Annotated in this window: 12 protein-coding genes; 6 read left to right on the top strand and 6 right to left on the bottom strand. The window is 69.4% G+C overall.

Features of this window, described 5'->3' with window-relative positions:
• Nucleotides 1-2: 2 nt before the first annotated feature.
• The gene (locus CU254_RS07770; protein ID WP_009074368.1) at nt 3-485 is read left to right on the top strand and encodes a GNAT family N-acetyltransferase; all 483 of its coding nucleotides are present in this window, start codon (nt 3-5) and stop codon (nt 483-485) included.
• Here CU254_RS07770 and CU254_RS07775 read toward each other — a convergent pair.
• Nucleotides 478-1,242: an IclR family transcriptional regulator gene (locus CU254_RS07775; RefSeq protein ID WP_037712911.1), complete on the bottom strand. Its 765-nt coding sequence runs from the start codon at nt 1,240-1,242 to the stop codon at nt 478-480. The genes CU254_RS07770 and CU254_RS07775 overlap by 8 nt on opposite strands.
• A 108-nt stretch (nt 1,243-1,350) precedes the next feature.
• Here CU254_RS07775 and aceB point away from each other — a divergent pair, with 108 nt between their 5' ends.
• Nucleotides 1,351-2,925 (top strand): malate synthase A, encoded by a 1,575-nt coding sequence (aceB, locus tag CU254_RS07780; RefSeq protein WP_009074372.1) that lies wholly within the window; start codon nt 1,351-1,353, stop codon nt 2,923-2,925.
• A complete protein-coding gene (locus tag CU254_RS07785; RefSeq protein WP_009074374.1) occupies nt 2,925-4,121 on the top strand; it encodes an aldolase in 1,197 nt (398 codons plus the stop codon). Before aceB ends, CU254_RS07785 begins: the two co-directional genes overlap by 1 nt.
• Nucleotides 4,122-4,174: 53 nt before the next feature.
• Here the strand turns inward: CU254_RS07785 and CU254_RS07790 are convergent, their stop codons facing one another.
• The gene (locus CU254_RS07790; protein WP_234392806.1) at nt 4,175-4,594 is read right to left on the bottom strand and encodes a nuclear transport factor 2 family protein; all 420 of its coding nucleotides are present in this window, start codon (nt 4,592-4,594) and stop codon (nt 4,175-4,177) included.
• 131 nt (nt 4,595-4,725) lie between these two features.
• Here CU254_RS07790 and htpG point away from each other — a divergent pair, with 131 nt between their 5' ends.
• The gene (gene htpG / locus CU254_RS07795; RefSeq protein ID WP_037712914.1) at nt 4,726-6,606 is read left to right on the top strand and encodes a molecular chaperone HtpG; all 1,881 of its coding nucleotides are present in this window, start codon (nt 4,726-4,728) and stop codon (nt 6,604-6,606) included.
• Between the two features lie 69 nt (nt 6,607-6,675).
• Complete coding sequence (locus CU254_RS07800) at nt 6,676-8,013, top strand: 8-oxoguanine deaminase (RefSeq protein WP_009074381.1); 1,338 nt, start codon at nt 6,676-6,678, stop codon at nt 8,011-8,013.
• On the opposite strand, the gene CU254_RS07805 is transcribed toward CU254_RS07800, so the two are convergent.
• A complete protein-coding gene (locus CU254_RS07805) occupies nt 7,943-9,391 on the bottom strand; it encodes an FtsW/RodA/SpoVE family cell cycle protein (RefSeq protein WP_009074383.1) in 1,449 nt (482 codons plus the stop codon). The two genes, CU254_RS07800 and CU254_RS07805, sit on opposite strands and share 71 nt — an antisense overlap.
• Before the next feature lie 162 nt (nt 9,392-9,553).
• Here CU254_RS07805 and CU254_RS07810 point away from each other — a divergent pair, with 162 nt between their 5' ends.
• Nucleotides 9,554-10,240 carry a DUF998 domain-containing protein gene (locus CU254_RS07810; RefSeq protein ID WP_037712916.1) on the top strand — a complete coding sequence of 229 codons (687 nt, stop codon included), beginning with the start codon at nt 9,554-9,556 and terminating at the stop codon, nt 10,238-10,240.
• Here CU254_RS07810 and CU254_RS07815 read toward each other — a convergent pair whose 3' ends face one another.
• The 3 genes from CU254_RS07815 to CU254_RS07825 are packed head-to-tail and all read right to left on the bottom strand — an operon-like array spanning nt 10,241 to nt 12,588.
• The gene (locus tag CU254_RS07815; RefSeq protein ID WP_009074387.1) at nt 10,241-10,600 is read right to left on the bottom strand and encodes a twin-arginine translocase TatA/TatE family subunit; all 360 of its coding nucleotides are present in this window, start codon (nt 10,598-10,600) and stop codon (nt 10,241-10,243) included.
• Nucleotides 10,601-10,636: 36 nt separating this feature from the next.
• Nucleotides 10,637-11,245 carry a TetR/AcrR family transcriptional regulator gene (locus tag CU254_RS07820; protein ID WP_009074389.1) on the bottom strand — a complete coding sequence of 203 codons (609 nt, stop codon included), beginning with the start codon at nt 11,243-11,245 and terminating at the stop codon, nt 10,637-10,639.
• On the bottom strand, nt 11,242-12,588 hold the full coding sequence (locus CU254_RS07825; RefSeq protein ID WP_009074391.1) for a nucleobase:cation symporter-2 family protein: 1,347 nt from the start codon (nt 12,586-12,588) through the stop codon (nt 11,242-11,244). The genes CU254_RS07820 and CU254_RS07825 overlap by 4 nt, the downstream gene beginning before the upstream one ends.
• Nucleotides 12,589-12,611 lie beyond the last annotated feature (23 nt).

A 12,611-nucleotide genomic window follows, 5' to 3' on the forward strand; every position in this document is an offset into this window, starting at 1 on the left:
AAGTGAACCGCGTCACCCTTCGCACGCTGACCGAAGCAGATCGGTCGCGAGTGCACGAGATCCTGTCCGCGCCGGAAGTAGCGCAGTGGTGGGGCGATCCCGACGAGGAGACCGACGGGCTTTTCGCTCAGGGGGACCACACGGCGTACGCCATCGGGTACGAAGGCCAGACCGTCGGCGTGATCCAGAGCTGGGAAGAACTCGAACGCCGCTACCGGCACGCCGGAATCGACCTCGCGGTGCATCCGGACCACTACGGTCTCGGGCTCGGCTCCGAGGCGATCCGGATCCTCGCCCAGCGGCTGTTCGACCAGGGGCACCACCGGATCACCATCGACCCGGCGGCGGCCAACCACCGCGCGATCCACGTGTACGAGAAGCTCGGCTTCCGGCGCGTCGGCGTCCTTCGCGACTACGAGCAGGGCCTCGACGGGACCTGGCACGACGGGCTGCTGATGGACCTCCTCAAGGGCGAACTCAGGTAACCGGCAGCTGCTGCGAAAGCCGGTCCGCCACCTTCTGCACCACCGGCGCGATGTGGCTCACCGCGTCCGCGGTCAGGCGGCCGGACGGGCCGGACACCGACACCGCGGCGGGGACCGGCGCGCCGGGGATCGCGACGGCGATGCAGCGCACCCCGAGTTCCTGCTCGGCCTCGTCCAGCGCGTAACCCTGTCCGGCGATCTTCTTCAGCTCTACCGCCAGCGCGTCGGGATCGGTGAAGGTGTGCTCGGTGTACGCGGGCATCCCGGTGCGCTCCAGCAGCGCCGCGACCTCGTCGGCGGGCAGTTCCGCCAGCATCGCCTTGCCCACGCCGGTGCCGTGCGGCAGCAAGCGCCGCCCGACCTCGGTGAACATGCGCATCGAGTGCTTCGACGGCACCTGTGCGACGTACACCACCTCGTCGCGTTCCAGCACCGCCAGGTTCGCCGTCTCGCCGACCTCCTCGACCAGCTCCACCAGCAACGGCCGCGCCCACGCGCCGAACTGCATGCTGGCGTTCTCGCCGAGCCGGATCAGCCGGGCGCCGAGCGCGTAGTGCCGGTTGGTGTTCTGCCGGACGTAGCCCAGCGACACCAGCGTGCGGATCAGCCGGTGGATCGTCGGCATCGGCAGCCCGGACAGGGTCGCCAGCTCCGACAGGCTGGCCTCGCCGCCGGTGTCCGCCAGGTGCTCCAGCAGCTCGAACGCGCGCTGCAGGGACTGGACGCCGCCGTCTCGTCCGCTCTTCTCAGCCGCCACCAGTGGTCCTCCTCACAGACCCGATTGATGTTCCGCTATGCAGAAACTATAGTCCGTCAGGTAAAAACCGTAGGGACGTTATCCAAAGCACTACTCGGGGTGTTGCGCATGTCTGAGGTCCAGGTTCTCGGCGGGTCCGTCGAGCGTGGGGACGAGATTCTGACGCCGGAAGCCCTCGCTTTCGTAGCGGGCTTGCACGACGAGTACGCCGCGCGGCGCGACGAACTCCTCGTCGCGCGCGGGAAGCGGCGCGAGGAGGCCCGCACTACCGGCCGGCTCGATTTCCTCCCGGAGACGAAGGAGATCCGCGAGGGCGACTGGCAGGTCGCCGGCGCTCCGGAGGCGCTGCGCGACCGCCGCGTCGAGATCACCGGCCCGACCGACCGCAAGATGACCATCAACGCCCTCAACTCCGGAGCCAAGGTGTGGCTCGCGGACTTCGAGGACGCGAACACGCCGCACTGGGCGAACGTCGTGGGCGGCCAGGTTAACCTGTCCGACGCGATCCGCGGCACCATCACGCTGGACCAGAACGGCAAGCACTACGAGCTGAAGCCCGACGTCGAGCACGCCACCATCGTGGTCCGCCCGCGCGGCTGGCACCTCGACGAGCGGAACCTGACCTTCGGCGGCCGCAAGGGCGTCGGCGCGCTGGTCGACTTCGGCCTGTACTTCTTCCACAACGCCCAGGAACTGCTCAACCGCGGCAAGGGCCCGTACTTCTACCTGCCGAAGATGGAAAGCCACCTCGAAGCGCGGTTGTGGAACGACGTGTTCACGCACGCGGAGAAGGCGCTCGGCATCCCGCACGGCACCGTCCGCGCGACCGTGCTGATCGAGACCATCCCGGCCGCGTTCGAGATGGAAGAGATCCTCTACGAACTGCGCGAGCACGCCTCCGGCCTCAACGCGGGCCGCTGGGACTACCTGTTCAGCGTCATCAAGTACTTCCGCGACGCGGGCGAGAAGTTCGTGCTGCCGGACCGCAACTCGGTCACGATGACCGCGCCGTTCATGCGCGCCTACACCGAGCTGCTCGTGCGCACCTGCCACAAGCGCGGCGCGTTCGCGATCGGCGGCATGGCCGCGTTCATCCCGAGCAAGGACCCGGAGGTCAACCAGGGCGCCTTCGAGAAGGTGCACGCCGACAAGTCGCGGGAGGCCGGGGACGGCTTCGACGGTTCGTGGGTCGCGCACCCGGGCATGGTCGCACTCTGCAAGGAAGAGTTCGACAAGGTCCTCGGCGACAAGCCGAACCAGCTCGACCGCACCCGCGACGACGTGCAGGTGACCGCCGACCAGCTGCTGGACGTCGCCTCGACGCCGGGCAGCGCCACCGCGGCCGGGCTGCGCGCGGCGGTCGACGTCGGCATCCGCTACCTGGCCTCGTGGCTGGGCGGCAACGGCGCGGCGGCGATCCACAACCTGATGGAAGACGCCGCCACGGCCGAGATCTCGCGGTCGCAGGTGTGGCAGTGGGTCAAGAACGGCACGCAGCTGGACAACGGCGAGAAGGTCACCGCGGAGCTGGTGCGCGGCGTCGTCGCCGACGTCCGGGGCGAGCTGGCCGCGGAGATCGCCGACGATCTGCTGAAGCCCGCGGTCGAGTTGTTCGAGCAGGTCGCGCTGGCCGACGAGTTCCCGGACTTCCTGACCCTGCCGGCGTACGAGCACATCCAGTAATGGGCGGCGGACGGCTCGCCGAGGACGTCTACAGCGCCGCCGACGCGCGGTTGGCCGAGGCCGACGCGCGCGTGGCGGCGAAGTACCCCGGCGAGTCTCCGGGCCGTCGTCCGGTGCACACGGTTTACGTGCCGGCCTCGCAGTACCGCACGCGCTTGGTCGCCGACTGGGGCAAACAGGCGATGCGGGTCTTCGTCGAACACGGCGACCTGCTGAACCTCGACCCGGCGGTGGCCGAGCGGGTCCGCGAGAAGCTCCTCACCGAGCCGATCGAGGACCTCCGCATCGACTTCGAGGACGGTTACGGCCGTCCCGGCGACGAAGCGGAGGACGCGGCGGCGGAGGCTGCCGGGCGCACCCTCGCGACCACCGGCGGCACCCCGTTCGCCGGCATCCGGTTCAAGAGCTTCGAAGCCGCGACCCGGCGCCGCGGCATCCGGACGCTCGACCTGTTCCTGTCCGGCCTGCTGTCCGAAGGCTCGCTGCCGGACGGATTCGTGGTGACGCTGCCGAAGGTCACCGCGGTCGAGCAGGTCGAAGTCGCCGCAGAAGTGTTGGGGCGACTGGAAACCGCGTACGGACTCCCCGACCGCGCGTTGCGGTTCGAGGTGCAGATCGAGACCGCGCAGTCGATCCTCTCGACCGACGGCACGGTCTCGGTGGCGCGGATCATCCAGGCCGCGGACGGCCGGTGCTCCGGGCTGCACTACGGGACGTACGACTACAGCGCGGGTCTCGGAATCAGCGCGGCGTACCAAAGCATGGCGCACCCCGCCGCCGACTTCGCGAAGCAGCTGATGCAGGTCGCGGCTGCCGGAACGGGCGTGCGGCTGTCCGACGGTTCGACCAACCGGCTCCCGGTGGGCGACGACCTGCCGGGCGCGTGGGCAGAACACCTGCGTCTGGTGCGGCGGTCGCTGGAGAACGGCTTCTACCAGGGCTGGGACCTGCATCCGCACCAGCTGCCGACCCGGTATGCGGCGACGTACGCCTTCTACCGCGAGGGTGCCCCGGCGGCGGCCAAGCGGTTGCAGGACTACGCGTCGAAGACGGCCGGGGGAGTGCTGGACGAACCGGCCACGGCGGAAGCGCTCGCGCGGTACCTGCTGGGCGGGTACCAGTGCGGTGCGCTGGCGGAGTCGGAGCTGCCGTTCGAGGTGGCTCGGCTGGACGCGTACGCGCGGCGGCAAGCCTGAACTGCTCGTGAGTGGCTAGGCCGGTTAGAACCGGCTTAGCCGCTCACGAGTCTTCAGCTGCCGTAGGCCTCCGCGATCGCCGCGGTGTCCCAGTAGAACGGCCGCACCTCGGCGATCCGCCCGTCCTCGATCCGGATCGCCTGCAGGATCGGGAACTCCAGCTCGCGCCCGGTCGTCCGCGTGCGGGCGCGGACCTGGGTGAGCACCACCGACGTCGGGCCGACGGCGAGGTACTCCTGCTCGCCGATCTCGAACAGCTCCCAGATCCGGCTCATCTCGAGGAAGAACTTCTCCAGCCCGGCGTGGCCGTGCCAGTCGCCGCCGAACGGCAGTCCGTCGGCCTGGTGAAGTACGACATCCTCGGCGAAATACGGGGCCAGCGGGGCAAAAGAAGCCGAACCGGGGCCGCCGGCGGCGAAATACTCGGCTTCGGCTCGATACATGCCGTCGAGCACGGCTGCGGGATCAGTCACGGGCCCCAGCGTGGCCGCCGCGGGCCGGGGTCGCTGGCGGCAATCGGACTTCGCGGTCTCCGCACGTTTTGCCGTACCCCCTCGGTAGACTTCACGCCGGTCTTTCAGGGGCGAAAGGAAACACGAAAGCCATGGCTGAGGAAACCGGGACGGTCGAAACGCTGGAGTTCCAGTCCGAGGCGCGCCAGCTGCTGCAGCTGATGATCCACTCGATCTACTCGAACAAGGACATCTTCCTGCGCGAGCTGGTCTCCAACGCCTCCGACGCGCTGGACAAGCTGAAGCTGGAGACGTACCGCGACAAGGATCTGCGGGCGGACACGGACAACCTGCACATCGAGATCCTCCTCGACTCCGACGCGCGCACCCTCACCGTGCGCGACAACGGCATCGGGATGAGCCGGGACGACGTCGTCAACCTGATCGGCACCATCGCGAAATCCGGCACCGCCGACTTCCTGCGCAAGCTGAAGGAGTCGAAGGAGTCCGCGGGCCAGGACCTGATCGGGCAGTTCGGCGTTGGCTTCTACTCCAGTTTCATGGTTGCGGACAAGGTCACGCTCGTGACCCGCCGCGCGGGCGCCGACGAGGGCGTCCGCTGGGAATCCACCGGCGAGGGCACCTACACGATCGAGTCGCTTTCCGAGGCGCCGCAGGGCACCTCGGTCACGCTGCACCTCAAGCCCGCCGACGACGAGGACCACCTCTACGACTACACGTCGCCGTGGAAGGTGCGCGAGATCGTCAAGCGCTACTCCGACTTCATCACCTGGCCGGTGCAGATGGCCAAGACCGGTGAGGGCGAAGAGGGGCTCGAGACCGTCAACTCGATGAAGGCGCTCTGGGCGCGGTCGAAGGACGAGGTCTCCGACGAGGAGTACCACGAGTTCTACAAGCACATCAGCCACGACTGGACCGACCCGCTCGAGACGATCCGGATGCAGGCCGAGGGCACCTTCGAGTACCAGGCGCTGCTGTTCCTGCCCTCGCGCGCGCCGATGGACCTGTTCATGCGGGACGCGAAGCGCGGCGTGCAGCTGTACGTCAAGCGCGTGTTCATCATGGACGACTGCGAAGCGCTGATGCCGAACTACCTGCGCTTCGTGAAGGGCGTCGTCGACGCGCAGGACCTGTCGCTGAACGTGTCGCGCGAGATCCTGCAGCAGGACCGCCAGATCCGCGCGATCCGGCGGCGGCTGGAGAAGAAGATCCTGTCCACGGTCAAGACGATGATGACCGAGGACGCCGAGAAGTACGCGAAGTTCTGGGCCGAGTTCGGCCGCGCGATCAAGGAGGGCCTGCTCGACGACCCGGAGAACCGGGAGCAGATCCTGGAGATCTCGTCGTTCGCCTCGACGCACCACGCCGAGAAGCCCACCTCGCTGCGCGACTACGTGTCGCGGATGAAGGAGGGCCAGGAGCACATCTACTACCTGACCGGCGATTCGCGCACCACGATCGAGAACTCGCCGCACCTGGAAGCGTTCCGCGCCAAGGGGTACGAGGTGCTGATCCTCACCGACCCGGTCGACGAGATGTGGGCCGACGCGGTGAGCGGCTTCGACGGCAAGACGTTCCAGTCGGTCGCGAAGGGCGAGGTCGACCTCGGCGACGAGACGACCGACGAGAAGAAGGCCGAGTACGAGGACCTGCTGAAGTGGATGTCGGCGACCCTGTCCGACACCGTCAAGGAGGTCCGGCTTTCGTCGCGGCTGACCACGTCGCCGTCCTGCATCGTCGGCGACGCGGGCGACCTGACGCCGACGCTGGAGAAGATGTACCGCGCGATGGGGCAGGAGCTGCCGCCGGTGAAGCGGGTGCTGGAGCTGAACCCGGAGCACGCGCTGGTGACCGGTCTGCGCAAGGCGTTCGCCGAGCACCCGGAGGACGCGTCGCTGGCCGAGACGGCGGAGCTGCTGCACGGCATGGCCTTGCTCGCCGAGGGCGGCGAGCTGAGCGACCCGAGCCGGTTCCTGAACCTGGTGGCGGATCGCGCGGCCAAGGCGTTGTGAGGCGGTCCGGGAGTGGCGGCCCCGGCTTCGGGGTAGCCACTCCCGAGACCTTCCGGAGGTGAGTGTCGCATGAGGACAGTCGTCGAGAACGCCGCGATCGCGACGGTCAGCGGTCCCGAGTACCGCAACGGGCACGTCGTGCTGGAGGACGACCGCATCGCGGCGGTCGGCGACGGGGCCTTCACCGGCGAGGCGGACGAACGCGTTGACGCGGCTGGCTGTCTCGTCACGCCCGGCCTCGTGAACACGCACCACCATCTCTATCAGTGGGCCACCCGCGGACTCGCCGCCGACCACACGCTGTTCGAATGGCTGGTCGCGCTGTACCCGGTGTGGGCCAAGCTGGACGCGGAGATCACGCACGCCGCGGGTGCCGCCGGAATGGCGCGGCTCGCCCTCAGCGGCTGCACCACGGTCGCCGATCACCACTACGTCTTCCCGGCCGACGGCGGCGACCAGGTGGCCGCGCTCGTCGCCGCGCGGGAGCGGATCGGGCTGCGGCTGCACCTGGTCCGCGGCTCGATGGACCGCGGCGAATCGGACGGCGGACTCCCGCCGGACAGCCTGGTCGAGACCGCCGAGGACGCCCTCCTCGGCACCGAAGCCGCGATCGACCGCTACCACGACGCCTCGCCGAACGCGCACCTGCGGATCGCGGCGGGCCCGTGCTCGCCGTTCACCGTCACCGAGCGGTTGATGGCGGAATCGGCCGAGCTGGCGCGGCGCAAGGGCGTCCGGCTGCACACGCACCTGGCCGAAACGCAGGACGAGGAAAAGCAATGCCTCGCCGAAACCGGCCTCACGCCCGCGGAGTACGCGGACAAACTGGGCTGGCTGGCGTCGGACGTCTGGCTCGCGCACACCGTGCACCTCGCCCCGGACGCGGTCCGTCGTTTTGGCGCGACGGCAACGGGTTCCGCGCACTGCCCGACGTCGAACGGCCGCCTGGGCAGCGGAATCGCCCCGGTGCGGGACCTGCTCGACGCCGGCGCCCCGGTCGGGCTGGGCGTCGACGGCGCGGCTTCGAGCGAATCCGGCGGCTTGGCTGAGGAACTGCATCAGGCGTTGCTGCAGGCCCGGCAACGCGGCGGGCCGAAGGGCTTGACCACGCGGGAAGCCTTGTGGCTCGGGACAATGGGCGGCGCGCGCTGTCTCGGCCGGGAGCGCGAGATGGGCTCGGTGGAGGTCGGCAAGCTCGCGGATCTGGCGGTGTGGGATCTGAACGGGCTGAACTACGCGGGCATCGAGGACCCGGTCGCGGCGTTGGTCCTGGCCGCGCCGCCGCCGCTGCGGAAGCTGTTCGTCGGCGGGAAGACGGTCGTGGACCAGGGGCGGCTCACGAAGGCGGACGAGTCGTCGGTCGCGGGCGAACTGGCGAAGGCGAGCGCCCGGTTGCGGGCCGGTTGACCAGCACCGTCCCCGCCTCGGCCAGCGGCGCTCGCACCGCCTGCACCGGGTCCGTCGCGCTCGGCTGGCGGGCCGCGTCCGAGATCCGCAGCAGCAGGGCGACCAGGATGTAGTTCGCGAGCAGCGACGAACCGCCCTTCGACAGGAACGGCGCGGTGATGCCGGTTTCCGGGATCAGCTTCGTCACCCCGCCCACGACCACGAAAATCTGCATCACCACGGTGAACGCCAGCCCGCCGCCGAGGAGTTTGCCGAAGCTGTCCCGGACGGCCAGCGCGTGCCGCATTCCGCGCAGGGCGATCAGCAGGTACAGCATCAGCACCGCGGCCAGTCCGAGGAAACCGAGTTCCTCGCCGATGCTGGCGGTGATGAAGTCGGTGTTCGACTCCGGCACGATGTCCGGCCTGCCCGCGCCGAGGCCGGTTCCGCCCATGCCGCCGGTGCCGAGGCCGAACAGGCCCTGCGCGACCTGGTACCCGCCGCCTGCCTGGTCGTAGGTCGCGAGCGGGTCGATCCAGTTCGCGACCCGCTGCCGCACGTGGTTGAACAGGAAGTACGCGAGCACGCAGCCGCCGGCGAACACCGCCAGCCCGGCGTAGACCCAGATCACCCGCTCGGTCGCGAGGTAGATCATCACCAGCGTGATCCCGAAGAACAGCAGCGACGCGCCGAGTTCCTTCTCGAACGCCAGCACCGCCACGCAGCCGAGCGCGGCGAGAATGATCGGCCCGAGGTCGCGCGCCCGCGGCAGTTCGACGCCGAGCACCGTGCGCCCGGCCACGCGGAACAGTTCCCGTTTCGCCACCAGCGTCGTCGCGGCGAAGACGATCAGCAGCAGCTTCGCGAACTCGCCCGGCTGGATGGACAGCGGGCCGATCCTGATCCACACCTTCGCGCCGCCCGCCTCCGACAGCGACGCCGGAAGCAGCGCGGGCAGCACCACCGCGACGAACCCGGCCAGCCCGGCGAGATAGCCGTAGCGGGTCAGCACCCGGTGATCGCGCACGAATCCGAGCACGGCCAGGAACAACGCCAGCGCCACCACCGTCCACAGCACCTGCTGCCCGGCGACGGCCGAGTACGCCTTGCCGCGCTGCACCGCCTGTTCGGCGAGCCCGAGGTCGATCCGGTGGATCACCACCAGGCCCAGGCCGTTCAGCAGCACGGCGCAGGGCAGGATCAGCGGGTCCGCGTACCTGGCCCAGCGGCGGACCGCCACGTGCGCCGCCGCGGCCACCGCGGTGAACGACGCGCCGTAGCCGGTGATCGAGGAATCGATCCGCCCCAGTGCGTTCGCGTCCACGAGCAGGAACGCCGACCAGACGATGGCGACCGCGAGCGCGAGCAGCCGCAATTCCGTACCGCGCGCGGCAGGCATGGATTTCCCGTCGGTAGAAATCAGTGAACGGCCGCGAGGGTAGTCACGATTACTGGCAGGACGCTGAGAATGCGCGGCAATTCGGCCAGACTGTCCGAAAGCGACGGGAGCCCGGCCAGGATATGCTTTCGGGAAAGCGGACGGGCGAGCGGAGAACTTTCAGTGGCGACAGAACTGACCCCGGCGCCGGTCGCGGCGCTGGCGCCAGCCCCGCCGGCGAGAGGAACGAAACGCGCGCTCGGCGCGGCGGTGGCCGCGGTGCTGGCCGCGGCCGCGTTCCTGGTGGTGCTGCACGTCGACCGCTACTGGGGCCCGATCGACCCGGTCAGCGCGATGCTCAGCGACTACGCCTGGACTCCGGGCTGGTGGATGTGGGCGGCGGCGATGCTGCTGACCTCGGCCGGTTCGGTCGTGGTGGCCGCGGTGCTGCGCCGCCGGAAGATCCTGTACGGCGTGCTGACGGTCGTCGCGATCGTCGCTTGGTGCGCCGGGCTCGCGGCGGTCGCGCTGTTCACGAAGGATCCGCAGGGAAATGCGGTGACCTGGGTCGGCAAAGTGCATCTCGGCGCGACCGGGATCAGTTGTGTGAGTTTGCCGTTAGCCGGATGGCTGCTCGGCTGGACGCATCGGAATTCTCCGCGCTGGCGGGGTTATGCGCGCTGGTCTCGTATTCTGGCGGTGGCGGCCGTGCCGTTCTTTCTGCCGTTTCTCATTCCGTTCGCGGCCAATGTCGCATTCGGGCAGCATCTGCCGACCGTCGCGACCGGGCTCGTGGAACGGCTGATGGCCGTGCTGGAACTGGTCGAACTGCTCGTGCTCGCCGGATGGGCGTGGCGCGCGGCCGAATGATCAGGTGGCGTCGGGATCGACCGGCGGCCGCTCGTTGGCCCGCAACGGAACCGGGGCCGGCGCCGGCGGCGGCGAGGACGGGCGGGCGACCGGGGGAGGGTCGTCGAGCAGGTACCTCGTCACGGCCGCCCGCGGGTTGGCGATCCGCAGGGACTGCAGTTCCTGCAACGGTTTCCGCAGTTCCTGGTACTCCGGGCCGAGTTCGGCCTCGAGCTGGGCCTTGGTGCCCGCGGCGAACCCGCGCGCCCGTTTCAGGGTCTGCGCGACCCAGTGCGCCGCCTCGGGCAGCCGTTCCGGGCCGAGGATGAACAACCCGGCGAGCAGCAAAATCACGATGTGGTCGATGCTGAGACCGAACACCGGCCACCTCCCGCGGACCCGGACGCTGGTTCCAGCTTAGCGGTCCCCGGGACGGCGTTTCCCGTCGTCACCCAGTTCGGTCAGCAGCCGTCGCGCTACGTCGACCACGGCCGCGCCCGCGACCGCCATCGGTTCAGTCGTCCGCATGGAGCGGCATAACACGAACGCGCCCTCCAGGCTGGTCACCAAGGCGAGCGTGAGCGTGCGGGCGTGCTCCTCGGGAAGCCCGAAGGCGGAGAACCCCTTGGTGCCCGCTTTGGTCCACGCCTCGAACACGTCCGCGGTGGCCTTGCGCAGGGGTTCGTTCGTGGTCGCCACTTCGAGCGCGACGGTCGCGATCGGGCAGCCCTCGACGTAGTCGGTCTCGAGCAGCGTGGTGACCGCGGCCCCGAAGAACGTTTCGAGGCCGGTGATCAGGTCCGGCGCCGGCGTGAGGAAGACCTCGAACAGCTCCGCGTACTGCATCCCCGAGGTGCGTACCACTTCTTCGCCCAGCTGCTCCTTGCCGCCGGGGAAGAAGTGGTACACCGACCCGAAGGGCGCGCCGGCTTTCTCGACAATCTGCTTCATGCCGGTGCCCGCGTACCCGCCGTGGCGGAACAGTTCCGCCCCGGCGGCGAGGATGCGGTCCTTCGTGCCAGTCACGACACCGAGGATAGCTCCTGGACAGTAGAGCGTTCTATCAAACGCGGCCGGAGCACCAGGTTCAGCACCACCGCGGTCACGCACCCCGCGCTGATCCCGGAGTTGAGCACGACCTGCAGCGCCGCCGGGAACCCGGAGTAGAAGTCCGGCATGGCGATCGGGATCAGCCCGACGCCGAGCGACGCGGCCACGATCGCGACGTTCACCGGATGCTCGAACGACGCCTTCGCCAGCGTCCGGATGCCGCTCACCGCGACGCTGCCGAACAGCACCAGCCCGGCCCCGCCGAGCACCGGCTGCGGCACCAGCGCGACGATCCCGCCGGTCACCGGGAACACGCCCAGCAGCACGAGCACGACGCCGCTGGCCGCGACCACGTACCGGCTCACCATGCGGGTGAGCGACACGAGGCCGATGTTCTGCGCGAACGCCGTGCAGGCGAACCCGCCGAAGATCGTGCCGACTGCGGTGGAGAGCCCGTCCGCGCGCAGGCCGTCGGCCAGTACGCGGCTCGTGGTCGGCCGGTCCACGATCTCGCCGAGGGCCAGCAGGTCAGCGGTGCTTTCCGCCATCACCACGAGCATCACGATGAGCATCGAGACGATCGCCGCGATGTCGAACGCGGGCGTGCCGAAGTGGAACGGCGTCACGATGCCGAACACCGGGGCCTGCTTCAGCGTCGATGTGTCGACCTGGCCCATCGGCCACGCCACCGCGGTGCCGACGACCAGGCCGAGCAGCAGCGCGATCCGGCTCCAGAACCCGGTCAGGAACCGGGTGAAGACCAGCACCGCCACCAGCGTGATCCCGGCCAGCACCAGACCGCTGGGCTTGGCCGATTTGTGCTGCGCGGCGATCCACTGCACGGCGACCGGCAGCAGCGAAATCCCGATGAGCGTGATGACCGTCCCCGTCACCACCGGCGGGAAAAACCGCGTCAGCTTGGAGAAAAACGGTGCGGCGAACACTACGAAAACGCCGCCGGCGAGCGTGGCGCCGTAGACGACGCCGAGCGCGTTGCCGTCGCGATGCTGTGCCGCGATGGACAGGATGGGCGCGACGGCGGCGAAAGTGACGCCGTTGACCAGCGGCAGTCTCGCGCCGAAGCGCCAGAAGCCGAGGGTTTGCAACAGGGTGGCCAGCCCGGCGGTGAACAGCGCCGCGCTGATCAGCAGCGCGAGCTGGCCGGGGGAGAGGCCGACGGCCGCGCCGATGACGAGCGGTGGCGCTACCACTCCGGCGTACATGGCCGCGACGTGCTGGATTCCTCCGAGGATCAACTGCGGCAGCGGGGGCCGCACGTCCACGGGGTGCCGAAATGGTCGTTCCTGTGTAACTGACATGCGCTCTCCCGGAGGGGACTCGG

It is taken from the genome of Amycolatopsis sp. AA4, from assembly GCF_002796545.1.
Classification (GTDB): domain Bacteria; phylum Actinomycetota; class Actinomycetes; order Mycobacteriales; family Pseudonocardiaceae; genus Amycolatopsis.

Bases quoted from the DNA above. Each gene is read 5' to 3' on its own strand.
- aceB (WP_009074372.1), top strand. From the start codon at position 1,351: ATGTCTGAGGTCCAGGTTCTCGGCGGGTCCGTCGAGCGTGGGGACGAG.
- CU254_RS07785 (WP_009074374.1), top strand. From the start codon at position 2,925: ATGGGCGGCGGACGGCTCGCCGAGGACGTCTACAGCGCCGCCGACGCG.
- htpG (WP_037712914.1), top strand. From the start codon at position 4,726: ATGGCTGAGGAAACCGGGACGGTCGAAACGCTGGAGTTCCAGTCCGAG.
- CU254_RS07800 (WP_009074381.1), top strand. From the start codon at position 6,676: ATGAGGACAGTCGTCGAGAACGCCGCGATCGCGACGGTCAGCGGTCCC.
- CU254_RS07805 (WP_009074383.1), bottom strand. From the start codon at position 9,391: ATGCCTGCCGCGCGCGGTACGGAATTGCGGCTGCTCGCGCTCGCGGTC.
- CU254_RS07825 (WP_009074391.1), bottom strand. From the start codon at position 12,588: ATGTCAGTTACACAGGAACGACCATTTCGGCACCCCGTGGACGTGCGG.